Origin of the sequence: Citrobacter sp. wls708 (genome assembly GCF_005281255.1) — a bacterium.
Lineage (GTDB): Bacteria > Pseudomonadota > Gammaproteobacteria > Enterobacterales > Enterobacteriaceae > Citrobacter > Citrobacter werkmanii.
Window position 1 is genome coordinate 108679 of the sequence record NZ_SZXE01000018.1, and the last position, 22150, is coordinate 130828.

Genomic DNA, 22150 nt, shown 5'->3' on the forward strand with positions numbered 1-22150 from the left:
TACTCCTTTTATAAAATATAAGGATTGATGTATGAACAAGAATAAGTACTCAACCCCCTTACTGATGCTTGCCACCATCTTAGCCGGTATGCTTTCCCCGATGCAGTCTGCCGTTAATGGACAGTTAGGGCACTGGTTACAAGACGGTAATGCTTGCGCAGTAATCTCGTTTGCCAGCGGTCTGGTCGTCATGTTTTTTATTATTATTGCGCGCAAAGAAACACGCCAGCAATTCGCCTCAATACCCACTCTGATTAAAAAGAGAAAAATCCCGCTATGGAATTGGTTTGCAGGATTATGCGGGGCGATGGTCGTATTTTCTGAAGGCGCATCCGCCAGCGCGCTGGGCGTTGCCACCTTTCAAACGGCATTAATTTCCGCCCTGCTCCTTTCCGGCCTGCTGTGCGACCGTTTTGGCGTCGGTGTGGATGAGAAGAAATATTTTACGCCATGGCGCATTACTGGCGCATTGTTCGCAGTTATCGCCACAGTTTTTGTCGTGTCGCCACAGTGGCACTCAACCTCGTTTATCCTGCTCGCTATCCTTCCCTTTTTGGCAGGGTTACTCGCTGGGTGGCAGCCTGCGGGGAATGCTAAAGTCGCCGAGGCAACAGGCTCCATGCTGGTGTCCATTACATGGAACTTCATTGTCGGCTTTTGTGTCCTGGGCGCGGCGCTGGCGATCCGTATCGCATTAGGCCATGTCACCGTCCAGTTACCCGATACATGGTGGATGTATCTCGGTGGTCCTCTGGGTCTGCTGTCCATCGGGCTAATGGCGATTCTGGTGAGAGGCTTAGGGCTATTGATGCTGGGCGTAGCGTCAACAGCGGGCCAACTGCTTGGCTCTGTGCTAATTGATGAATTGATCCCTTCATTAGGCAATACGGTCTACCTGGTCACCATCATCGGTACGCTGTTCGCGTTAGTCGGTGCGATTGTTACCACCATACCTGAATACAGAGCATCCAAAATGGCGCAAAAAATGGAGGTGTCAGGATGAAAGGTTTCCTGCAAACCGTAACTGGCCCGGTGGCGAATACTGATATGGGTCTGACGCTACCGCATGAACATCTGTTTAACGATCTGTCATCGGTCGTTGACGAGCCACATTATGCTTTTTCACAGCAACTGGTGGGAAAGAAAGTCAGTGCTGACCTGCAGTGGGGGCTGAAACACGACCCCTACTGCTGCGCCGATAACATGGACCGAAAAGAGATTGATGATGTTATCTTTGAAATCAATAACTTTATGTCCCTGGGCGGCAGGACGATTGTCGACGCCACGGGATCAGAATCCATTGGGCGGGACGCCTCAGCGCTACGAGAAGTTGCCTTAAAAACGGGTTTGAATATCGTTGCGTCATCGGGGCCTTATCTGGAGAAATTTGAAAGCACCCGGATCCATAAACCTGTCGAGCTGTTAGCCTCACTCATTGATAAAGAACTGAATCAGGGTATTGGCGAGACGGATATTCGTGCTGGCATGATCGGTGAAATCGGCGTATCACCTGCTTTTACCCAAGCGGAGCGTAACAGCCTGCGAGCAGCGTCTCTGGCACAATGTAACAACCCCCACACGGCGATGAATATCCATATGCCGGGGTGGCTGCGACTGGGGGATGAGGTGCTGGATATTGTGCTGGAAGAAATGAACGTCTCTCCGGCAAAAGTCTCGCTGGCGCATTCGGACCCTTCAGGAAAAGATGTCGTCTATCAACGTAAAATGCTCGACCGCGGCGTATGGCTTGAATTTGACATGATTGGTCTGGACATTACCTTCCCAAAAGAAGGTGTCGCGCCGGGCGTTCAGGAGACAGCTGATGCGGTAGCACATCTGATTGAGTTGGGTTATGCCGACCAAATCGTTTTAAGCCATGACGTTTTTCTCAAACAGATGTGGGCGAAAAATGGCGGAAATGGCTGGGGGTTTGTACCGAATGTCTTCCTCGCCTATCTGGCTGCCCGAGGAGTAGACAAAGATACTCTTCGCAAACTCTGTATTGATAATCCAGCTCGATTACTCACGGCATAATCTGCAAATAGCCCGGTGCCTGACACCGGGCCTGGTAGTAAAAATCAGTATCCCGCCGTTAAGTCATCCACGGAACGCGGGTCGGACGCGCCATACAGGGCGCCATCCGGCCCAACCATAATACTTTGCGTGCTGCCCATCGCCTCTTTCAGCGCCACTTTCTGTCCTTTTTGCTCCAGCAACTTGAGCGTGTCCGGGCTGAAGCCCTTCTCGACGCGAAGCTCATCCGGCAACCACTGATGATGGAAGCGCGGCGCGTTGGTCGCTTCGGCGACGTTCATTCCGAAATCAATGCTGTTCACTACCATTTGCAGCACAGTAGTGATGATTCGACTCCCGCCAGGGCTGCCGGTCACCAGCCAGGTTTTCCCGTCTTTTACCACGATAGTCGGCGACATCGACGACAGCGGACGCTTCTTCGGCCCGACCGCGTTGGCATCGCCGCCCACCAGTCCGTATACGTTCGGCACGCCCGGCTTGGCAGAGAAATCGTCCATTTCATTATTGAGCAGAATACCGGTATTACCCGCCACAATCCCGGTGCCGAAGGTTGTATTCAAGGTATAGGTCACCGCCACGGCATTGCCGTCTTTATCCACCACCGAGAAGTGGGTGGTCTGGTTGCTTTCATACGGGGCGAGCTTGCCCGGTTTTATCTGGCTGGAAGGTTTGGCCTTGTTGATATCAATTTGATCGGCCAGCGTTTTCGCATAGGCTTTGTTGGTCAGCGCCTGCCACGGCACTTTCACAAAGTCCGGGTCACCCAGATACTCTGAACGGTCGGCATAGGCGTATTTTTCCGCTTCCGCCATGATTTGCATGGCATCGGCGCTGCCAAAGCCGTACTTCTTCATGTCGAAGTTTTCAAGAATATTGAGAATTTGCACGATGTGAATACCGCCCGAGGATGGCGGCGGCATGGAGAAGACCTGATATCCGCGATAGTCACCGCTGATGGGCGTACGCTCAACGGCTTTATAGCTGGCTAAATCCTCTTTGGTCATCAGACCGCCGTTCTTCAGCATTTCCCCGGCAATCTGGTCGGCAATCGCCCCTTTATAAAACGCATCCGGGCCGTTTTCGGCAATCATTTCCAGGCTTTTCGCCAGATTTTTCTGGACCAGCTTATCGCCCTTCTTCAGCGGCTCGCCGTCTTTCCAGAAAATGGCTTTGCTGTTCTCATGATTAGGGATCACTTCGCTGCCGTAAGTTTTTAAGTCGTCGGCCAGCGCATCGTTAACCACAAAACCCTCTTCCGCCAGCTTCATCGCCGGACGCACTACTTTATTCAGCGGCATCGTGCCGTATTTCTCCAGCGCCAGCGAGAAACCCGCCACGGTACCCGGCGTACCGGATGCCAGATGCGACGTCAGCGACTTTTTCGCATCGGCGTTACCCTGATCGTCGAGGAACATATCACGGGTCGCCGCAGCAGGCGCCATTTCACGAAAATCAATCGCCGTAGTGTTACCGTCTTTGGTGCGCAGCAGCATAAAACCACCGCCGCCCAGGTTCCCCGCCTGAGGATGCGTCACCGCCAGCGCGTAACCAACGGCGACGGCGGCATCAACGGCATTGCCCCCCTGTCTGAGGATATCCACCCCGACCTGGGTGGCTAACGCATCCACCGAGGCTACCATTCCCTGCTGCGCACGCACGGGATGGAACACATCTTCCTCGACACCGTAGGATACCGGCGGTGGCGCTGCCGGCGCGGCAGCAACGCTAAAACAACTTCCTGAGAGCAGAGCAGCAATGGCTACCCGGCGTAAAAACGTCGGTTTTATCATCGTTATTCTCCAGATGTATGGGGTCGGCCCCCACTAAGCCTGGTGCATAACTCTGAAATAATCATCGTAACGGCGAGAAAGGAGTAAACTTAAGCGATCCCCGAGAGGAGAAAAGCGATGAAACGACTCTTACTTTTAGCCATGCTATTGCCGTTTGCAGGCTTTGCACAGCCCATCAACACCATGAATAACCCGAATCAACCGGGTTACCAGATCCCGAGCCAGCAGCGTATGCAAACCCAAATGCAAACGCAGCAAATTCAGCAAAAAGGGATGCTCAACCAGCAGTTGCAAACGCAAACCCGCATGCAGCAACAGCACATGGAAAACCAAATCAACACCAATTCCCAGCGAGTCCTTCAGTCCCAGCCTGGAGAGTTGAATTCGGGTCAACAGCAGATGCTGCCCAACAGCAACGGTGGCATGTTGAACGGAACCCGCAACCCGGACAGTTCGCTGAATAAACAGCAACATATGCTGTCAGAGAAAAAGAACGGCGACATGCTGAAGCCCTCCAGCACGCCGCAGCCTAACGTTCCGTTAAAAACGATTGGGCCTTAATAGGGTTGAAAATCCGGTCCTATCGTATCAATAGCATCGGTACAGATGCAGTCCACTCCCCAGCGCAGCAGCTCTGCCGCGCGCTGGGGTCGGTTGACGGTATAAACCAAAATACGTAGCCCCGCGTCGCGCAACGCATCCACGCGCGTTTCATCCAGCAGCTTATGATTAAGATGAATCGAGACGCAGCCGAGCCGGGTAGTGAGTTCGCGCCAGTCGTCACGCCATTCATCAAGCAGTAAACCGCGCGGCAGTTCTGGAACCGCCTGCTGCGCCGCTTCAAGCGCGTCAATTTCAAAAGACGACAACAGCGGCGGCGTCATTCCCGCCCACAGTTCACGCGCGGCCAGCGCCACGACTTTGCCGGTTAGCGTTCCGGTGCCGGTAGTGGGTTTAATTTCAATATTCGCCATCATGCCGTGCTGACGGCAGCGCGCGGCCACTTGCGAGAGCAGCGGCAGCGGTTCGCCTTTAAACTCGCCGCTAAACCAACCGCCTGCGTCCACGCGTAATAGATCCTGCCAGTTCAGTTCACCCGCCACGCCCCAGCCGTTACTGGTCCGTTCGAGATTGTCGTCGTGCAGCAAAAAGATCTCGCCGTCTTTCGACAACTTAGCGTCAAACTCAATCATGGTATGCCCGTATCGCGCCCCCACGTCGATCGCCGCCAGGGTGTTTTCCGGAGCCAGCTTACCGCCGCCGCGATGGGCGACAATGTGGGGATAAGGCCAGTTACTCATACGCGTTGTCCTGTTTCGCCATCAAAAAGATGCAAATGATTTTCTGGCAGATGCAGCCACAGCGTGCTGCCTGCCGTCGGGCGATGCTGATGCGCCAGTCGCACCACCAGCTTTTGCTCGCCCCAGCGCCCGTGCGCCAGGTTATCCGCGCCCAGCATTTCCAGCGTGTCGACAACCAACGGCACACCGCCATCGGCCTGCGAGCTTAACGCAATATGCTCCGGGCGGATACCCAGCGTCATGTTACGCCCAATACACTCCCGGACGCTCCTGGCGATGGGCAAAGCCATGCCGTCATCCAGTTCAAAATGCGTACCCGAAGCGCTAATACGCCCATCCAGTAGGTTCATCGCCGGGCTGCCGATAAAGCTCGCCACAAAGCGGCTGGCAGGTTTCTCGTACACTTCAACCGGCGTACCGATCTGCTCGGCAATGCCTTTGTTCATCACCATCACCCGCTGGGCAAGGGTCATCGCTTCAACCTGATCGTGCGTCACATACAGCGAGGTGGTTTTCAGTCGGCGATGCAGATGTTGTAACTCCAGACGCATCTGGACGCGCAGCTTGGCATCGAGGTTAGAAAGCGGCTCATCGAACAGGAATACCGCCGGATCGCGAACAATCGCCCGTCCCATCGCCACGCGCTGACGCTGGCCGCCGGAAAGTTCGCGTGGGCGACGTTTGAGCAGTTCACCCAGTTCGAGAATACGTGCCGCCTCTTTCACCCGCTCGGCAATATGCTCCTTACCCATTCCACGGATCTTCAGCCCCCAGGCCATGTTTTCTTCTACGCTCATATGTGGGTAGAGGGCATAGTTCTGGAACACCATCGCAATGCCGCGATCTTTCGGCTCCATCTCGGTGACGCGCTTATTATCGATCCAGATATCGCCGCCGCTGACCCGCTCCAGCCCGGCCACCATCCGCAACAGCGTAGACTTGCCGCAGCCGGATGGCCCGACCATCACAATAAACTCCCCGTCCGCAACGTCCAGCGTCAGCGGTTTAATCACCTGGGTTTTGCCATCCCAGCTTTTGGTTACTGCCTGTAGTTTGAGTCCTGCCATTTTATTTCTCACTGTCCACTAAACCACGCACAAAGGCACGCTGCATGGCTAACACGATGATTACCGGAGGGATGAGCGTCAGCAGCATGGCTGCCATCACCTGATTCCATTGGGTGGTACCTTCGCCGGTGGCGATCATGCCTTTGATGCCCGCTACCGCAGTGCCCAGGTTGACATCGGTAATAATTAACAACGGCCACAAATACTGGTTCCAGCCGTAAATAAAGGTGATCACGAACAGCGCCGCCAGATTGGTTTTTGACAGCGGTAGCACGATATCGCGGAAAAAGCGCATCGGTGACGCGCCGTCAATACGCGCCGCTTCAACCAGCTCATCCGGCAGGGTCATAAAGAACTGACGGAACAGGAAGGTCGCGGTAGCCGACGCCATCAGCGGCAGCGTCAGGCCCGCGTAGCTGTCGAGCATTTTCAGGTTGGCGATCACTTCTACCGTCGGGAAAATACGCACCTCAACCGGCAGCATCAGGGTGATAAAAATCATCCAGAAGAACAGATTGCGCAGCGGAAAGCGAAACCAGACGATGGCGAATGCGGAGAGCATAGAGACGGTGATTTTCCCCACCGTAATACTGAACGCCATGATGAAACTGTTGAGCATCATCAGCCAGAACGGAGCGCTGTTGACGCCCACGCCGTTGACCCAGATGTATTTCATGTTTTCCAGCAACTGCGTGCCGGGAATCAGCGTCATCGGCGTTTCAAATACCGCTTTGTTGTCCAGCGTCGCCGCGACAAACGCGACGTACAACGGGAACAGGATCACCATGATTCCCAGCATCAGCATGGTATGGCTGAATATTGTCAGCCCACGACGGTTCTCAATCATTGGTAACGCACCTTACTTTCCACATAGCGGAACTGCACCACCGTCAAAATAATGACCAGGAACATCAGCACCACCGACTGCGCGGCTGACGCAGAGAGATCCAGGCCGACAAAGCCTTCACGATAGATCTTATAAATCAACGTCGTGGTCGCCTGTACCGGCCCACCTGCCGTGGCGGCGTCGATCACCGGGAAGGTGTCAAAGAAGGCATACACCAGATTAACCACCAGCAAAAAGAAACTGACCGGCGCAATCAGCGGCAGCGCCAGTTTAAAGAAACGGCGAACCGGTCCTGCGCCATCAATCGCGGCGGCTTCGATCAACGACCGGGGAATAGATTGCAGTGCGGCAAAGAAGAACAGGAAGTTGTAACTAATCTGCTTCCAGACCGACGCGAACACCACCAGAAACATGGCCTGACCGCTGTTTTGCGCGTGATTCCAGTCATAGCCAAACTCAGCGAGCAAATGGGTGATCAGCCCGCGACCCGGGTTAAACAGGAAGATCCACAGTACGGCGGCAACGGCGGGCGCAACGGCGTAGGGCAACAGCATCAACGTCTGGTAAAAACGGCTACCGCGCACGACATAATTCACCAGCGCAGCAAAAAACAGCGACACCAGCAGGCCGCTTACCGTAACCAGCGTACTGAACTTTATCGTCGTCCAGAACGAATCAAGGTAGTACGGGTCATGGAACAGCGCGACAAAGTTTTCCAGTCCGACAAACTGGCTGGAAAGGCCAAAAGGATCAACGCTTTGTAGCGAGTACCACAGCGCTTCACCGGCGGGCCAGATAAAGAAAATAACGGTGATAACCAACTGCGGGGCCACCAGTAAATAGGGAAGCCAGCGCGAGCGAAACACCGGACGGGATGAGGACATTGAGGTTTGATTCCTGAACAGCGCCAGATGGCGCTACGCTTATCCGACCTACGCGCATTTGTAGGCCGGGTAAGGCGCAGCCGCCACCCGGCATTTCACATTACGATTTGGTCGATTGCTCAAAGCGGCGCAGTAACTGATTGCCACGCTCAACCGCGGCATCCAACGCCTGCTGTGGGGTTTTCTTTCCGGTCCACACGCTTTCCAGCTCTTCATCCACGATGGTACGGATCTGCGGCATGTTGCCCAGACGCAGCCCTTTAGTGAACGGCAACGGCGGTTTGTTCAGCATCTGACGGGTGGCGATATCGGCCCCGGGGTTCTTATCATAGAAGCCCTGCTCGCGAGTCAGATCGTACGCGGCGGTGGTGATCGGCAGATAGCCGGTTTTCTGGTGCCATTCGGCAGCAATCTCTGGTTTCGCGAGGAAGTTAAGGAATTGCGCCACACCTTCGTAGGTGGCTTTGTCTTTGCCCTGCATCACCCACAGACTGGCTCCACCGATAATCGCGTTCTGCGGTGCGCCCTTCACATCGGCATCGTACGGCATCATGCCGACGCCATAGTTGAATTTGGCGTAGTGGCGGATGTCGGCCAGAGAACCTGAAGAAGCGGTGGTAATGGCGCAATCCCCGTTGTAGAACTTCTCGGTGGATTCATCTTTACGTCCAAAGTAGCTGAAGTCGCCCTTTTTATTCAGCTCTTCCAGTAGTGCAATGTGTTTCACCTGCTCCGGTTTATTGAACTCCAGCACCGCATCAGTACCGTCAAAACCGTTGTTTTTGGTGGCGACCGGCAGGCCGTTCCAGGCGCTGAAGTTTTCAATCTGGATCCAGCCCTGCCAACCGCTGGCATAGCCACACTTCATACCTGCGGCTTTCAGCTTCGCGGTGTATTCCGCCAGATCCTGCCAGGTTTTTGGCGGCTGCTCAGGATCTAAACCGGCTTTTTTGAAGGCATCTTTGTTGTAATACAGCACCGGCGTGGAGCTGTTAAACGGCTGGGAGAGTAAATGTCCGCTTTTCGAGTCAGTGTAATAACCGGAAACCGTCGGCACGAACTGAGATTCATCAAAGTTAATACCGGCCTCTTTGAATACTTCATAGACCGGTTTAATGGCTTTCGAGGCCATCATCGTTGCCGTCCCCACTTCATAAACCTGCAGCAGCGCAGGCGCGTTTCCGGTACGGAAGGCGGCAATACCTGCGCTCAGGCTTTGCTCATAGTTGCCTTTATACTGTGGAACAATTTTGTAGTCGGGATTGGCGGCATTAAAACGTTGCGCCAGTGAATCAACTTCTTTACCCAGTTCGCCTTCCATTGAGTGCCAGAACGGGATGGTGGTGACTGCCAGCGCCTGACCTGCAAATGCCAGGCTAAGTGCCAGTCCTAAAGCTGTATGTCGTAACGATATCATCGGTTATCTCTCTTGTTGTGCCGGATGCGCGATATCACGCGTTTTATGCTCGCGGGGGTAACATGACATGCTCGAATGACAGAAAAATAACTTTTTTATTACAAAAAAAAGATAGTAAGGCGACAAACAGATGGCAAGGCGGTGAAAGCGGAGTGACAGGAAAATGCGGGGTGGAGCACAACAAAGCCGGGGAGGTGCCTTACCCGGCCCATAAAAAGATTTGCCGTACAGATGAGATCACTCAGGCTGTGCGAACGTAAACTCCAGCGCCAGACCCAGGACCTGCATACCGTGGATATTATCTTCCGGCGATATCGCCACCAGACTTTCCAGAAACTTGAGCCGTCGCGACTGGGCGTTAATGATGAGCTTTCCTCGTAACGCAGGAAGCTTCAGCGAAGTGATGGGATAAACCACACGGCCAACGACTTCAACCGGCAGCTTGCGTAAGTCGACCTGCTGCAGCACACCAACAGAAGAGTACAGCAATGCAACAGGCGTAACGGCAAGCAACGGCGCGCTACTGATACTCACGAAATCCAGAAGTAGCTCGGGGCGCAGATAGTGCAGTCCATTAAAAGAGACCGTAACACCGTCTATTGCGGGCATGGGCAGCACGTCAGTTTGACGCGGTAAATCATTCATTCAATTACCATTGACTCAAGATATACATCAAGCCATTGATTATGCAGCAAATAACCTATACTTGCTGGGACAAGGCTCGCAATACCTGCAGATTTAGCTAGCGACGTGACCTGACACGCTGCCCATTGACTCCGGTAACGTTAATCCCGACGCCAGCGTCGCTCAAATTCATTCTGTAAACGCTGCTGTTCCCGCCGCTCACGTTCACGTTGGATATCTGATTTTTCATCTTCCCAGCCAGGGCATACCGAGCTGGTGAATACTTCGCAGGGCGAGCTGGATTGTGCCAACGGGTTGGCCGGTTTCTCTTCCCAGATAGATGGATCGCGCGGGTCGAACGTTTGCGGTTCCAGTGCCTGAACACCAGATGCAAACGCCAATAACAGAGTTCCAATCATCATGCAGGTACCTGAACGTATCATCCTTTCTCCATGTTCATGTTATTATTGATAACCATTCTCAATAATAACATAACGCGATAAAAAGGGGCCATCAGGCCCCTTAGCTCTTAAGAGAAATCTTAACCGCCCAGATAAGCGCTACGCACCGCTTCATTCGCCAGTAGCGCATCGCCGGTGTCTTCCAGTACCACATGACCGTTTTCCAGCACGTAGCCGCGGTCGGCGAGTTTCAGCGCCTGGTTGGCGTTCTGCTCGACGAGGAAGATGGTCATCCCCTGCTCGCGCAACTGCTCGATAGTATTAAAGATCTGCTGGATGATAATCGGCGCCAGACCCAGCGACGGCTCATCAAGCAACAATAGCCGGGGCTGGCTCATCAGCGCACGGCCTATCGCCAGCATCTGCTGTTCACCGCCGGACATGGTACCCGCACGCTGAATGCGACGCTCATGCAGGCGCGGAAACAGGTCATACACCCATTTGATACGTTCCTGAAACTGGTCCTTCTCGGCAAAGAAACCGCCCATCGCCAGGTTCTCTTCCACCGTCATGCGCGAAAACACACGACGCCCTTCCGGGACGATCGCCACCGCTTCACGCATGATTTTAGCCGTTTGCCAGTCGGTAATGTCTTTACCATCAAAGACAATGCGTCCGCTGGTCGCGCGTGGGTCGCCGCATAACGTACCGAGCAGGGTGGTTTTCCCCGCGCCGTTGGCACCGATAAGCGTTACGATTTCACCCTGATTGATATACAGGCTCACCTCGTGCAGCGCCTGAATTTTGCCGTAGTGGGCGCTGACTTTATCGAACGATAACATCGCCTTATCCATATTATGCCTCGCCCCCATTATGCTTCACCTAAATAGGCGCGGATCACGTCCGGGTTATTACGAATCTGTTCCGGCGTCCCGTTCGCCAGCGGCGTGCCCTGGTTTACCACGTAAATACGGTCGGAAATGCCCATCACCAGTTTCATATCGTGCTCAATCAACAGAATGGTGGTGTTGTGATGATTGCGCAGTTCGGCAATCAGCTCATCCAGCTCTTTGGTCTCTTTCGGGTTGAGACCAGCGGCAGGCTCGTCAAGCATCAGGATCTCAGGCTGCGTCACCATGCAGCGGGCGATCTCCAGGCGACGCTGGTCACCGTAGGCGAGATTACTGGCCTGACGGTTGGCATGCTCCAGCAAACCAATACGCGCAAGCCAGGTGGCGGCGCGATCCAGGGCTTCACTTTGCGCGCGACGGAACGACGGCGTTTTTAACAGGCCGGAAAAGACACCGGTTTTCAATTGCTGATGTTGCGCCACCAGCAAGTTTTCAATCACCGTCATTTCGCGAAACAGGCGTACGTGCTGGAAAGTACGCACCACGCCCATACGCGCAATTTGCTGACCCGGCAGCCCTTCCAGATGCTGGTCACGCAGCTTAATCGTCCCACCCGTCGGTTTATAAAAACCGGTCAGGCAGTTAAAGACCGTGGTTTTTCCCGCGCCGTTCGGCCCGATTAACGAGACGATTTCCTGCGGTCTCAGTTCCAGCTCAACGTTGTTCACCGCCAGCAGACCGCCGAAGCGCATCATCAGGCCGTTAACGGATAATAATGGCTGACTCATGCCTGCTCTCCTTTTGCTTCCCCGTTTTTCAGCTTCAACTGCGGACGGGTCATCGGTAACAAGCCCTGCGGACGCCAGATCATCATCAGTACCATCAAACCACCCAGCATTAACATGCTGTATTCATTGAAATCACGCATCAGTTCGCGTGACACCACCAGCAGGATAGCTGCGAGAATGACCGCAAACTGCGAGCCCATTCCACCCAGTACCACAATCGCCAACACAAAGGCCGACTCGGCAAAGGTGAACGATTCCGGGCTGACAAAACCCTGCCGCGCGGCAAACAGCGTGCCGGCAAAACCCGCGAACGCGGCGCTGATGGTAAAGGCGGTCAGCTTGATGCGTGTAGGATTTAAGCCCAGCGAACGGCAGGCGATTTCATCTTCACGCAGCGCTTCCCACGCACGTCCCAGCGGCATGCGCAGCAGACGGTTGATGACAAACAGCGAGAACACCACCAGCAGCAGCGCCACCAGATAGAGGAAAATCACGCGATCGGACGGGTCATACTTCACGTTAAAGAAGTTGCTGAAGGTATCCCAGCCGCCTTCACGCGCGCTGCGGCTGAACTCAAGACCGAAAAAGGTGGGTTTCGGGATCTGGCTAATACCGTTCGGGCCGCCGGTGATTTCGGTGTTGTTGAGCAGCAGGATACGGACGATTTCGCCGAAGCCTAAGGTCACAATCGCCAGATAATCACCGCGCAGACGCAGGACCGGGAAGCCGAGCAGGAACCCCGCAGCGGCAGAAACCAGCCCCGCCAGCGGCAGACAGGTCCAGAAACCGAGGCCGTAATAGTGGTTCAGCAGCGCAAAGGTGTAAGCGCCGATGGCATAGAAGCCGCCGTAGCCCAGCACCAGCAGACCGGAAAGCCCCACCACCACGTTTAAGCCGAGGCCGAGGATGATATAAATCATCGTCAGCGTGGCGATATCGACCGTACCGCGCGAGACCATAAACGGCCATGCCACGGCAATCACCAGCAGCGCCACCAGAAACAGTTTCTGTTTAACAGTGGAGCCGTCAATCGCTGGCAGAATAAACTTCGGCCCGGAGACGCTCTTCAGACCTTTCTGGAACGCCGGACGCAACAGTTGGAAAAGAAACACGACGCCAGTGCCGATAAACACCCACTGCCAGCGGATATCCGCAGCGGTGTCCACCACCAGTTTGGTGCCGTCCAGCTCTAACTGGACGCCCATGAAGACGCCAGCCAGGATGAAGAACATGGCGGCAGAGAGCAGCGCCATTGCAAAATGCATCGGTTTCATACTTTCTCTACCTCCGGACGACCCAGGATACCGGTCGGCATCACCAGCAGTACCAGAATCAGCAACGCGAACGACACCACGTCTTTGTATTCCGTACTCAGATAAGCAGAGGAAAGCGCTTCGGCAACGCCCAAAATCAGGCCGCCAATCATCGCGCCAGGAATGCTGCCAATGCCGCCCAGTACCGCCGCGGTAAAGGCTTTCATCCCGGCCATAAAGCCGATGTAAGGGTTAATTACGCCATAGAACTGACCGAGCAGCACGCCCGCAACCGCCGCCATTGCCGCACCGATCACAAAGGTCAGCGCAATCACGCGGTCGGTGTTAATGCCGAGCAGGCTGGCCATTTTCAGATCTTCCGCACAGGCGCGGCAGGCGCGTCCCATACGCGAATAACGGATAAACAGCGTCAGCGCCAGCATCGCGAGGAAGGTTACAATCCAGATAACCAACTGCATAGTGGTGATAGATGCAGAGAAGTTATCACTACTGCCGACAGTCCACTGGCCGTTAAACAGGCTGGGCAGCGCCACGTCGCGCGAACCTTCCGTCAGGCTGACGTAGTTTTGCAGGAAGATGGACATCCCGATAGCGGAAATTAGCGCGATCAAGCGCTTGGAGCTGCGCACGGGCCGATACGCCACCCGTTCAATACTCCAGCCGTAGGCGCTGGCAATCACAATCGCGCCGACGAAACCCGCCGCGACCAGTAGCCAACTGGAATCAATCCCCATCATCATTAGCGCAGCGATGATCATAAAGGAGACATAGCTGCCGATCATATACACCTCGCCATGGGCGAAGTTGATCATGCCAATAATGCCGTACACCATCGTATAACCGATGGCGATCAGCGCGTAGGTGCTTCCCAGCGTGACGCCGTTAAACATCTGCTGCAAGAAATAGAGGAACTGCTCGGACATAAGGTAACCTTTCTTAACCCGCCCGTTTTGCACGGGCGGTGGGATAACTCGTCTTCAGGTATTACTTCGCAACGGTTGATGAACCATCTGCGTGCCACTGGAAGACACCAAACTCAAATCCCTTCAAATCGCCTTTTTCGTCCCATTTCAGCGGCCCAATCACGGTATCAGCCCCGTGTGCTTTCAGATCTTTAACCAGATCCAGCGGCTCTTTGCTTCCGCTGCGATCCATTGCGCTCGCCAGTGACTGGACGGCTGCATAAGTGATCCACACGTATGGTCCGGTTGGATCTTTCTTGTCAGCTTTAAGCGCATCGACAATTGCTTTATTCGCCGGATCCTGGTCATAACGTTTTGGCATCGTCACCAGCATGCCTTCTGCGGCATCACCGGCGATGTTAGACAGAGAGGCATTACCCACACCCTCTGGCCCCATAAACTGCGTTTTCAGGCCAACGGATCGCGCCTGGCGCAGCATTTGCCCCATTTCCGGGTAGTAGCCGCCGTAATAGACGAAGTCGATATTTTCTTTCTTCAGACGGGCAATCAGCGCAGAGAAATCTTTTTCCCCGGCGGTGATCCCATCAAAGAAGACGATGTTGGCTTTGCCCGCTTTCAGGCTGTCCTGCACCGAACGCGCCAGGCCTTCGCCGTATTGCTGTTTATCATGGATGATGGCGATGCGCTGCGGCTTCACCTTCTCCAGAATGTATTTCGCGGCGGTTGGTCCCTGAGAGGAGTCCAGACCCGCAGTACGCATAATGTGTGCGTAACCGCGCTGGGTCAGTTCCGGGTTAGTGGCGCCCGGGGAAATCATCAGGATCCCTTCGTCTTCATAGATGTCTGACGCTGGCTGAGTCGAAGATGAGCACAGGTGGCCAATAACATACTGAATACCGTCGTTGACGATTTTGTTTGCTACGGCAACGGCCTGTTTTGGATCGCAAGCATCGTCATATTCCACGGCCACCAGCTTGTCGCCTTTGATCCCGCCTTTGGCATTGATATCTTTAATGGCCTGACGTGCGCCATTAAATTCCATATCACCCCACTGCGCGACCGGACCCGACATCGCCCCGACAACAGCCACCTTGATATCTTCTGCCATGACAGCATGCGACATTGCCAGTGCTATCACCCCTGCGATGATTGTTTTCGCATTCCGTTTCATTAACTGAATCCCCATTCGTGACGTAATTAATATTTTGTATTTATGTGGTTAAAAAGCAGACTGTGCTTTTTTTGAACTGCACTATTTTTACCAGTCTCATTAATGGGTTAGCGCAGTTTTTTAAGCAAAATCAGACTAAAATCTCTATATTTCAGTCGATTAAGAAAAGATAATATTCTGCTTTTCACTATAGATAAACAAAAAAAAGCACGTTTGTCAGCATAAAATAACGGTACAAAGAGCGGAATAAAATGCTGCATTCCAGGGTATTATCCTGCCTGTTTTTCAATCTCTAATGTTTCAAACTGTCATTACCGTTGTCGCAAAACTATTAACCTGGTTAATCGCATAAAAAAGAGAAAGCATCCGGGCGAATTATTTCGGTACACTGATCTCATCTTTTGTGATTTGGACATGCTGCTAATGAAGCTGACCATCGTTCGTTTAAACAACTTTAGCGCCCAGGATCTGATTGATCTGGGCAAAATCTGGCCGGAATATTCCGCCTCATCATTAAGCGTAGATGAAACGCACCGGATCTACGCCGCGCGTTTTAACGAGCGTCTGTTAGGCGCAGTACGTGTCACCCTGAGCGGCACACAAGGTGCTCTGGATTCGTTGCGCGTACGTGAAATCACCCGTCGTCGCGGCGTCGGGCAGTATTTGATTGAAGAGGTGATCCGTGAAAACCCAAGTGTGAGTTCATGGTGGATGGCAGATGTAGGCGTTGAAGACCGCAGCGTGATGGCCGCGTTTATGCAGGCGTTAGGCTTTACAGCCCAGGCAGATGGCTGGGAAAAAAGATAAAAAAGCCGGATGGCGCTGACGCTTATCCGGCCTACATGCTGGGAGCAAAAAATAAAAAACCACCTCGCAATTTTCCAGGTATGTAGGCCGGGTAAGGCGAAGCCGCCACCCGGCACTCGATTACTTGGCGTCGGTCGCCGTACCATTAGCATGCCAGTCAAACACGCCGAATTCGAAGCCTTTCAGATCGCCCTTCTCGTCCCAGGACAGCGGCCCCATTACGGTTTCTACTGAGTTTGCTTTCAGGTACTTGGCAATTTCAGCCGGATCGTCAGACTGGTTCAGACCGGCCTGCAAGGATTGCAGCGCGGCGTAAGTGGTCCACACGAATGCGCCACTCGGATCCTGTTTCTTGGCCTTGATAGCATCCACAATCGGTTTGTTCGCTGGCACCTGGTCGTAGTTCTTCGGCTTGGTTACCAGTAAGCCTTCCGCAGACTCACCCGCAATGTTAGACAGCGACACGTTCGCTACCCCTTCCGGACCCATAAACTGGGTTTTCAGACCTGCGGCACGAGACTGACGCAGGATCTGCCCCATTTCCGGGTGATAACCACCGTAGTAAACGAAATCGATATTCTCTTTCTTCAGGCGCGCTACCAGCGTCGAGAAGTCTTTTTCACCGGCGGTAATCCCGTCAAAGAACACCACGTTGGCGTTGCCTTTCTTCAGGCCGTCCTGCACCGCACGCGCCAGACCTTCGCCGTACTGCTGCTTATCGTGAATGATGGCAATGCGTTGCGGCTTCACTTTTTCCAGAATGTATTTGGCGGCAGTTGGCCCCTGATCGGAATCCAGGCCGGTGGTGCGCATCACCAGCTTATAACCACGCGCGGTCAGCTCCGGCGCCGTCGCTGCCGGGGTGATCATCAGAATGCCTTCATCTTCATAGATATCAGACGCGGGCTGGGTAGAAGATGAGCACAGATGGCCGATAACGTATTTAATCCCGTCGTTGACCACTTTGTTCGCGACCGCTACCGCTTGTTTCGGGTCACAGGCATCGTCATATTTCACCACGACCAGTTTGTCACCTTTCACCCCGCCCTTGGCGTTGATATCCGCAATCGCCTGCTCTGCGCCAGTAAACTCCTGATCGCCATACTGCGCTACCGGACCGGACATTGCGCCGACAACGGCCACTTTAATATCCTTAGCAAACGCCATATTGCTCAAAGACAGGGCGATACATCCTGCCAATAACGCTTTACCCTTCATATTCATCCTGACAATCCCCATTATTGTGGTTATTACGTGTGTTGTGATGTTGTTGTTCAGCACTTTATTTCGATTATTGGATAGCCACCCGTGCTTTAGCAGCATACTCTGCTAAAACATACCCGATTTTTATTATTTTGGAATAGCTAAATTTACATCCAGATAACAAATTCGTGTCTGGGGAGGGGAGGAAAGGTCGTAGGTCCGATAAGCAAAGCGCCATCGGGCAAAGGTGTTGTCGGATGGCAGCGTAAACGCCTTATCCGGCCTACAAAAAACAAAACCCCCGAATTCACATTCGAGGGTTCATTGGCAATGCGCGAAGATTACGCTTCGATCGCCGCGCGCAGTTTTTTCATGGCGTTCTTTTCAAGCTGACGAACACGTTCAGCGGAAACGCCGTAGCGATCGGCCAGTTCCTGCAACGTCGACTTGTTGTCTTCGTCCAGCCAACGGGCGCGGATGATATCCTGGCTACGTTCGTCCAGACCTTCCATTGCGTGAGTCAGTTTGTTCGCGGCCTGATCTTCCCAGTTATCTTCTTCAATGCCATCGGCAAAGTTAGAGGATTTATCCTGCAGATACAGAACCGGCGCCATCGGCTGGCTGTCAGACTCGTCGTCTGAAGACATATCAAACGTCATGTCCTGCGCCGCCATACGGGATTCCATTTCGCGCACGTCTTTGCTGGAAACACCCAGCTCACGAGCCACCATTTCAACTTCGTCCTGGTTGAACCAACCCAGACGCTGCTTGGTCTTACGCAGGTTAAAGAACAGCTTACGCTGTGCTTTAGTGGTCGCGACTTTCACGATACGCCAGTTACGCAGAACGTATTCATGGATCTCAGCTTTGATCCAGTGCACGGCGAAAGAAACCAGGCGCACACCCACTTCCGGGTTGAAGCGGCGCACGGCTTTCATCAGGCCGATATTACCTTCCTGAATCAGATCCGCCTGCGGCAGGCCATAGCCCGCGTAGTTACGAGCAATATGAACAACAAAGCGCAGGTGAGACAGGATCAGCGTTTTAGCTGCTTCCAGATCGCCCTGGTAATGCAGCTTTTCAGCCAGCGCCCGCTCCTCGTCAGCCGACAACATCGGCCACGCGTTCGCAGCCCGGATGTAAGACTCCAGGTTACCAACAGGGGCTAAAGCTAAATTTTGCATTTCTTTGGTCATTCAAATCCTCTCAATCTTTTCATCTGGCGCGTTGGCAAAAACTAATTAACAAAAACCAGTAGCAACAACCATGCCAGAGCTTATGAGCAACGAGAATATCATTCAATCTTTTATCAGACAGTGATTTTATCCACAAGTTCCATGTCGTAATGTGTATAGATTACGCACAAAATGTGACATCACAATGAATACGCCGGGAAGAGATAACAGGGACTCTTTCCCTGCAGAGCGAACTACTCAGTGCAGGGAAAGATTATACCAGAGATTTTTTAATCGGGGGTAAAGTGGCGTAAATGTTGAACCGTGGCAAGCCAGGCTGCCACCCAGCCGATCATTGAGCACACCAGCAGTAACAACAGGCACTCGTCGAATGATAAACCATTGATATCAAACTTAGTTCCAAATACCTGCGCCACTTCAGTCACCGCTGACGACAGACGCATCACCAAAATTTCTGACAAAATCAGTGAAAGAAATGCGCCGGAAAAACCGAGCAGCGCGCCGCCGTAAAGGAATGGGCGCAGGATAAATCCGTCCGTTGCGCCAATCAGCTTCTGCACGTTAATGGTATCGCGACGCGCAAAAATACTCAGGCGCACGCTGTTACCAATGACGAGGAAGACCGCCGCCACCATCAGCACGCCAATCATCGCGGATACACGCCCCACGAGTCCCGTCAGAGCAGCCAGACGAGCAAACCAGCTGTCATCCATCCGCACTTCATCAATACCGTTGATTTGTGCAATACGGTCGCGCAGGGTGTTCAGCGACTCCGTCCCCTGGAAGTCCAGTTTCGGGATAACTACCGCTACGGCAGGAAGCGGGTTCTCTTCCAGCATGTCCAGCGCGCCGCCAAAACCGGACCAGTTACGGAATTCGCCCAGCGCATCTTCGCGGGAAAGATAATTTACTTTCTCAACGCCCTGTTCGGCCTGCAACTGACCAACCACCCGCGCCGCCGCGTCATCATCCAGCGTTTTTTGCAGATAGACGGTGATTTGCGGCGAAGGATAATACTGGCTTGCCGCCTGGTTTACGTTTTTATAAACCATGTAGCACACGCTTGGCAGCGTCAGGGAGATGGCGATCACCATTACCGTGAGGAACGTCGCCAACGGCTTACTTTTCAAGTCCTGCAACGCGCCATGGAACGCATAGCGCACCTGCTCGTTAAAAACGTTGGTTTTACGTGAGTTCGGTTTTGGCGCGGCTTTCGCTCGTTTTGGCGCATTGCGACCACCGTCACCCGGCGCGCCGCCTGATTTACGAAAACGATCCAGTCGGCCACCGAACTGTTTGATTTGATTGATAGCGTCACGTCTATTCATGCGCCAGGCCTCCATGCAGGTGTCCATCACTCAGGACCAGCTGGCGGTAGGAGCGACGGGAGATCAGTCCAATGTCATGCGTGGCCATTAATACCGTGACCCCGACGCGGTTAAACTCTTCGAACAGGCGCAGGATCCCTTCCGACAGCGCGTCATCCAGGTTCCCCGTCGGTTCATCCGCCAGCAGTACCGCAGGTTTATTCACCACCGCGCGGGCGATACCCACGCGCTGTTGTTCACCGCCAGAGAGCTGAATCGGGAAGTTTTTCGCTTTGTCCAACAGCCCGACCTTATCCAGTGCCGCTGACACGCGACGACGAATATCGTCCCCGCTGGCGCCCGCGATGATCAGCGGGATTGCCACGTTGTCAAATACGGTTCTGTCCATCAACAGGTGGTGATCCTGAAAAATCATGCCAATCTGACGACGCAGAAACGGCACTTCACGGTTTTTCAAACGGCTGATGTCATGCCCGCTGAAGTAGATTTTCCCGGCGCTGGGCCGTTCAATTCCACAGATCAGCTTCAGCAGGGTACTTTTACCCGCACCAGAGTGGCCGGTCAGAAACGCCATCTCGCCAGGCTGCATATGGAAGGTCACTCCCTGCAGCGCTTGTCTCCCACCGAGATAGGCCTTGCTGACATGTTCAAAGCGAATCATTGTTAATCCTCTCGGGCAAAAAGTGCCTCTATAAAATCGTCCGCTTTAAACGGACGTAAATCCTCGATACGTTCGCCCACACCAATATAGCGGATAGGGATGCCAAACTGATCGGCAACCGAGAAGATGACCCCACCCTTCGCCGTACCGTCCAGCTTGGTCAGGGTGATACCGGTTAAGCCCACCGCTTCATGGAACAGTTTGGCCTGGCTTATCGCATTCTGCCCGGTACTGGCGTCGATAGTCAGCATAACTTCATGCGGTGCCTCTTCGTCGAGCTTCTTCATAACGCGAACGATTTTTTTCAGTTCTTCCATCAGGTGCGATTTGTTCTGCAAACGCCCTGCGGTATCAGCGATCAGCACGTCTACGTTACGTGCCTTCGCGGCCTGGATGGCATCAAAGATAACGGAGGCGGAATCCGCACCGGTATGCTGTGCAATCACCGGAATATTGTTACGCTGACCCCAGACCTGTAACTGCTCTACCGCTGCCGCACGGAAGGTATCGCCCGCCGCCAGCATCACCGTTTTACCCTGCTGCTCAAACTGACGCGCCAGCTTACCAATGGTAGTCGTTTTACCCACGCCGTTTACGCCAACCATTAAGATAACAAATGGCGTTTTACCCTCGACGTTCAGCGGCTCATCAACCTTCGCCAGAATCTCGCCCATCTCATCTTTCAGCAGACCATACAGCGCTTCAGCATCTTTGAGCTGCTTGCGGCTAGCGCCTTCCGTCAGATTCGCAATAATCTTACGGGTCGTTTCTACGCCCACATCAGCAATCAGCAACTGCTCTTCCAGCTCTTCAAACAGATCATCGTCGATCTTTTTACCGCGGAACAGACTGATAAATCCGGAACCGAGGTTTTCTTTTGTTTTCAGCAGACTGCGTTTCAGACGCGCAAAGAAACCTTCTTTAGTTGGTTTTTCCTGCTCCTGGACCGCCTCTTCTTCTACCGGTTTTTCAACGGCAGGTTCTTCAACCGGCACCACCATGACGGCTTCTTCCGCCGCCTCGGCAGCCAGGGCCTGCGCTTCCAGTTCTTCGTCAGTCAGTTGCGGTTCGTTTTCGGCTTCTTCTTCAACCGCCTCGACGATTTCGACAGTTTCCGCTTCAGCCTGCCACTCTTCGGCAGAAACATCTGCGGTTTTCACCTCTTCCGGCAGCGGCAATTCTTCGCGTTCGATAACCGCCGCCGCAGGGGTTTCCACTTCAGGTTCAACAGTGGATTCAGCAACCGCCTCAGCCTCCGGCTGCGGTTGCCCGGCAACAGGCGCTGCTTCCGGCTGCAGTTTTTCGATTTCAGCAACTTGTTCCGTGACTTCAACAACTTCAGCAGCAAAGGCTTGTGTTTGTGCCTCGCTACGGGTTTCCTCGGCGCGCGGCTGTTCGTCAACGACGGTAGTTTCTTCAGCAACCGGTTGTTGTTCTTCGTTTTTTAGTTCTGTCTCGTTTTCCGGTGCCTGCTCTTTTTGACCAAAGCCCAGCCAGGAAAAAAAGCCACGTTTTTTCTCTTTCGCCATTTGCGACTACACTCCCCCGCTGTTGCTTCATGGCACAGCGTCAACGCTATGTAC

General features: G+C 53.6%; 22 protein-coding genes and 1 pseudogene. 5 read left to right on the plus strand and 18 right to left on the minus strand.

The genetic code is table 11. The features are described from left to right. Positions 1–31 precede the first annotated feature (31 nt). Positions 32–1003: a DMT family transporter gene (locus FDW97_RS13795; protein WP_069323783.1), complete on the plus strand. Its 972-nt coding sequence runs from the start codon at positions 32–34 to the stop codon at positions 1001–1003. Then, entirely contained in the window at positions 1000–2034 is a 1035-nt protein-coding gene (locus FDW97_RS13800; protein ID WP_069323782.1) for a phosphotriesterase, read from the plus strand. The genes FDW97_RS13795 and FDW97_RS13800 overlap by 4 nt, the downstream gene beginning before the upstream one ends. Before the next feature lie 44 nt (positions 2035–2078). On the opposite strand, the gene ggt is transcribed toward FDW97_RS13800, so the two are convergent. Further along, positions 2079–3824 (minus strand): gamma-glutamyltransferase, encoded by a 1746-nt coding sequence (gene ggt, locus FDW97_RS13805; protein ID WP_170973683.1) that lies wholly within the window; start codon positions 3822–3824, stop codon positions 2079–2081. Between the two features lie 117 nt (positions 3825–3941). Here ggt and FDW97_RS13810 point away from each other — a divergent pair, with 117 nt between their 5' ends. Continuing rightward, positions 3942–4385 carry a DUF2756 family protein gene (locus tag FDW97_RS13810; RefSeq protein WP_038634965.1) on the plus strand — a complete coding sequence of 148 codons (444 nt, stop codon included), beginning with the start codon at positions 3942–3944 and terminating at the stop codon, positions 4383–4385. Here the strand turns inward: FDW97_RS13810 and ugpQ are convergent. The 12 genes from ugpQ to livK form a co-directional block, all read right to left on the minus strand. Then, entirely contained in the window at positions 4382–5125 is a 744-nt protein-coding gene (gene ugpQ / locus FDW97_RS13815) for a glycerophosphodiester phosphodiesterase (protein ID WP_069323780.1), read from the minus strand. The genes FDW97_RS13810 and ugpQ overlap by 4 nt on opposite strands. Then, positions 5122–6192, minus strand: coding sequence for a sn-glycerol-3-phosphate import ATP-binding protein UgpC (locus FDW97_RS13820; RefSeq protein WP_069323779.1), 1071 nt, complete (start codon positions 6190–6192; stop codon positions 5122–5124). Before FDW97_RS13820 ends, ugpQ begins: the two co-directional genes overlap by 4 nt. Before the next feature lies 1 nt (position 6193). Beyond that, positions 6194–7039: a sn-glycerol-3-phosphate ABC transporter permease UgpE gene (ugpE, locus tag FDW97_RS13825; protein WP_006687455.1), complete on the minus strand. Its 846-nt coding sequence runs from the start codon at positions 7037–7039 to the stop codon at positions 6194–6196. Beyond that, entirely contained in the window at positions 7036–7923 is an 888-nt protein-coding gene (gene ugpA, locus FDW97_RS13830) for a sn-glycerol-3-phosphate ABC transporter permease UgpA (RefSeq protein ID WP_085049029.1), read from the minus strand. The genes ugpE and ugpA overlap by 4 nt, the downstream gene beginning before the upstream one ends. 100 nt (positions 7924–8023) lie before the next feature. Then, on the minus strand, positions 8024–9340 hold the full coding sequence (gene ugpB / locus FDW97_RS13835; protein WP_016154831.1) for a sn-glycerol-3-phosphate ABC transporter substrate-binding protein UgpB: 1317 nt from the start codon (positions 9338–9340) through the stop codon (positions 8024–8026). A gap of 237 nt (positions 9341–9577) precedes the next feature. Beyond that, positions 9578–9985: a hypothetical protein gene (locus FDW97_RS13840; RefSeq protein ID WP_038634978.1), complete on the minus strand. Its 408-nt coding sequence runs from the start codon at positions 9983–9985 to the stop codon at positions 9578–9580. A 140-nt stretch (positions 9986–10125) separates the two neighbouring features. Next, positions 10126–10407: a hypothetical protein gene (locus FDW97_RS13845; RefSeq protein WP_069323776.1), complete on the minus strand. Its 282-nt coding sequence runs from the start codon at positions 10405–10407 to the stop codon at positions 10126–10128. A 98-nt stretch (positions 10408–10505) separates the two neighbouring features. Then, positions 10506–11219, minus strand: a complete 714-nt coding sequence (livF, locus tag FDW97_RS13850) for a high-affinity branched-chain amino acid ABC transporter ATP-binding protein LivF (protein ID WP_087856271.1) — start codon at positions 11217–11219, stop codon at positions 10506–10508. A gap of 17 nt (positions 11220–11236) precedes the next feature. Further along, positions 11237–12004 (minus strand): high-affinity branched-chain amino acid ABC transporter ATP-binding protein LivG, encoded by a 768-nt coding sequence (gene livG / locus FDW97_RS13855; RefSeq protein ID WP_003827578.1) that lies wholly within the window; start codon positions 12002–12004, stop codon positions 11237–11239. Then, entirely contained in the window at positions 12001–13278 is a 1278-nt protein-coding gene (gene livM, locus FDW97_RS13860) for a branched chain amino acid ABC transporter permease LivM (protein ID WP_038634986.1), read from the minus strand. The genes livG and livM overlap by 4 nt, the downstream gene beginning before the upstream one ends. Beyond that, positions 13275–14201, minus strand: a complete 927-nt coding sequence (gene livH / locus FDW97_RS13865; protein ID WP_003827575.1) for a high-affinity branched-chain amino acid ABC transporter permease LivH — start codon at positions 14199–14201, stop codon at positions 13275–13277. The genes livM and livH overlap by 4 nt, the downstream gene beginning before the upstream one ends. 61 nt (positions 14202–14262) lie before the next feature. After that, complete coding sequence (gene livK / locus FDW97_RS13870) at positions 14263–15372, minus strand: high-affinity branched-chain amino acid ABC transporter substrate-binding protein LivK (protein ID WP_038634989.1); 1110 nt, start codon at positions 15370–15372, stop codon at positions 14263–14265. Between the two features lie 423 nt (positions 15373–15795). On the opposite strand from livK, the gene panM reads away from it, so the two are divergent. After that, positions 15796–16179 (plus strand): aspartate 1-decarboxylase autocleavage activator PanM, encoded by a 384-nt coding sequence (panM, locus tag FDW97_RS13875; protein WP_038634992.1) that lies wholly within the window; start codon positions 15796–15798, stop codon positions 16177–16179. Then, positions 16164–16258: pseudogene (locus FDW97_RS23800) on the plus strand (hypothetical protein); the annotation flags it as partial. The gene panM and the pseudogene FDW97_RS23800, both read left to right, overlap by 16 nt. A 41-nt stretch (positions 16259–16299) precedes the next feature. Here FDW97_RS23800 and livJ read toward each other — a convergent pair. The 5 genes from livJ to ftsY form a co-directional block, all read right to left on the minus strand. Continuing rightward, positions 16300–17403 (minus strand): branched chain amino acid ABC transporter substrate-binding protein LivJ, encoded by a 1104-nt coding sequence (livJ, locus tag FDW97_RS13880; protein WP_139815584.1) that lies wholly within the window; start codon positions 17401–17403, stop codon positions 16300–16302. 320 nt (positions 17404–17723) lie between these two features. Next, positions 17724–18578, minus strand: a complete 855-nt coding sequence (gene rpoH, locus FDW97_RS13885; RefSeq protein WP_038634997.1) for an RNA polymerase sigma factor RpoH — start codon at positions 18576–18578, stop codon at positions 17724–17726. Positions 18579–18847: 269 nt separating this feature from the next. Further along, positions 18848–19906: a permease-like cell division protein FtsX gene (gene ftsX, locus FDW97_RS13890; RefSeq protein WP_038635001.1), complete on the minus strand. Its 1059-nt coding sequence runs from the start codon at positions 19904–19906 to the stop codon at positions 18848–18850. Then, positions 19899–20567, minus strand: coding sequence for a cell division ATP-binding protein FtsE (gene ftsE, locus FDW97_RS13895; protein WP_006687468.1), 669 nt, complete (start codon positions 20565–20567; stop codon positions 19899–19901). Before ftsE ends, ftsX begins: the two co-directional genes overlap by 8 nt. A 2-nt stretch (positions 20568–20569) precedes the next feature. After that, complete coding sequence (ftsY, locus tag FDW97_RS13900; protein ID WP_085049033.1) at positions 20570–22096, minus strand: signal recognition particle-docking protein FtsY; 1527 nt, start codon at positions 22094–22096, stop codon at positions 20570–20572. Positions 22097–22150 lie beyond the last annotated feature (54 nt).

Excerpts from the sequence above, each read along its gene's own strand:
- FDW97_RS13795 (WP_069323783.1), top strand. The coding sequence starts at position 32 with ATGAACAAGAATAAGTACTCAACCCCCTTACTGATGCTTGCCACCATC.
- FDW97_RS13800 (WP_069323782.1), top strand. The coding sequence starts at position 1,000 with ATGAAAGGTTTCCTGCAAACCGTAACTGGCCCGGTGGCGAATACTGAT.
- ggt (WP_170973683.1), bottom strand. The coding sequence starts at position 3,824 with ATGATAAAACCGACGTTTTTACGCCGGGTAGCCATTGCTGCTCTGCTC.
- FDW97_RS13810 (WP_038634965.1), top strand. The coding sequence starts at position 3,942 with ATGAAACGACTCTTACTTTTAGCCATGCTATTGCCGTTTGCAGGCTTT.
- ugpQ (WP_069323780.1), bottom strand. The coding sequence starts at position 5,125 with ATGAGTAACTGGCCTTATCCCCACATTGTCGCCCATCGCGGCGGCGGT.
- FDW97_RS13820 (WP_069323779.1), bottom strand. The coding sequence starts at position 6,192 with ATGGCAGGACTCAAACTACAGGCAGTAACCAAAAGCTGGGATGGCAAA.
- ugpE (WP_006687455.1), bottom strand. The coding sequence starts at position 7,039 with ATGATTGAGAACCGTCGTGGGCTGACAATATTCAGCCATACCATGCTG.
- ugpA (WP_085049029.1), bottom strand. The coding sequence starts at position 7,923 with ATGTCCTCATCCCGTCCGGTGTTTCGCTCGCGCTGGCTTCCCTATTTA.
- ugpB (WP_016154831.1), bottom strand. The coding sequence starts at position 9,340 with ATGATATCGTTACGACATACAGCTTTAGGACTGGCACTTAGCCTGGCA.
- FDW97_RS13840 (WP_038634978.1), bottom strand. The coding sequence starts at position 9,985 with ATGAATGATTTACCGCGTCAAACTGACGTGCTGCCCATGCCCGCAATA.
- FDW97_RS13845 (WP_069323776.1), bottom strand. The coding sequence starts at position 10,407 with ATGATACGTTCAGGTACCTGCATGATGATTGGAACTCTGTTATTGGCG.
- livF (WP_087856271.1), bottom strand. The coding sequence starts at position 11,219 with ATGGATAAGGCGATGTTATCGTTCGATAAAGTCAGCGCCCACTACGGC.
- livG (WP_003827578.1), bottom strand. The coding sequence starts at position 12,004 with ATGAGTCAGCCATTATTATCCGTTAACGGCCTGATGATGCGCTTCGGC.
- livM (WP_038634986.1), bottom strand. The coding sequence starts at position 13,278 with ATGAAACCGATGCATTTTGCAATGGCGCTGCTCTCTGCCGCCATGTTC.
- livH (WP_003827575.1), bottom strand. The coding sequence starts at position 14,201 with ATGTCCGAGCAGTTCCTCTATTTCTTGCAGCAGATGTTTAACGGCGTC.
- livK (WP_038634989.1), bottom strand. The coding sequence starts at position 15,372 with ATGAAACGGAATGCGAAAACAATCATCGCAGGGGTGATAGCACTGGCA.
- panM (WP_038634992.1), top strand. The coding sequence starts at position 15,796 with ATGAAGCTGACCATCGTTCGTTTAAACAACTTTAGCGCCCAGGATCTG.
- livJ (WP_139815584.1), bottom strand. The coding sequence starts at position 17,403 with ATGAATATGAAGGGTAAAGCGTTATTGGCAGGATGTATCGCCCTGTCT.
- rpoH (WP_038634997.1), bottom strand. The coding sequence starts at position 18,578 with ATGACCAAAGAAATGCAAAATTTAGCTTTAGCCCCTGTTGGTAACCTG.
- ftsX (WP_038635001.1), bottom strand. The coding sequence starts at position 19,906 with ATGAATAGACGTGACGCTATCAATCAAATCAAACAGTTCGGTGGCCGA.
- ftsE (WP_006687468.1), bottom strand. The coding sequence starts at position 20,567 with ATGATTCGCTTTGAACATGTCAGCAAGGCCTATCTCGGTGGGAGACAA.
- ftsY (WP_085049033.1), bottom strand. The coding sequence starts at position 22,096 with ATGGCGAAAGAGAAAAAACGTGGCTTTTTTTCCTGGCTGGGCTTTGGT.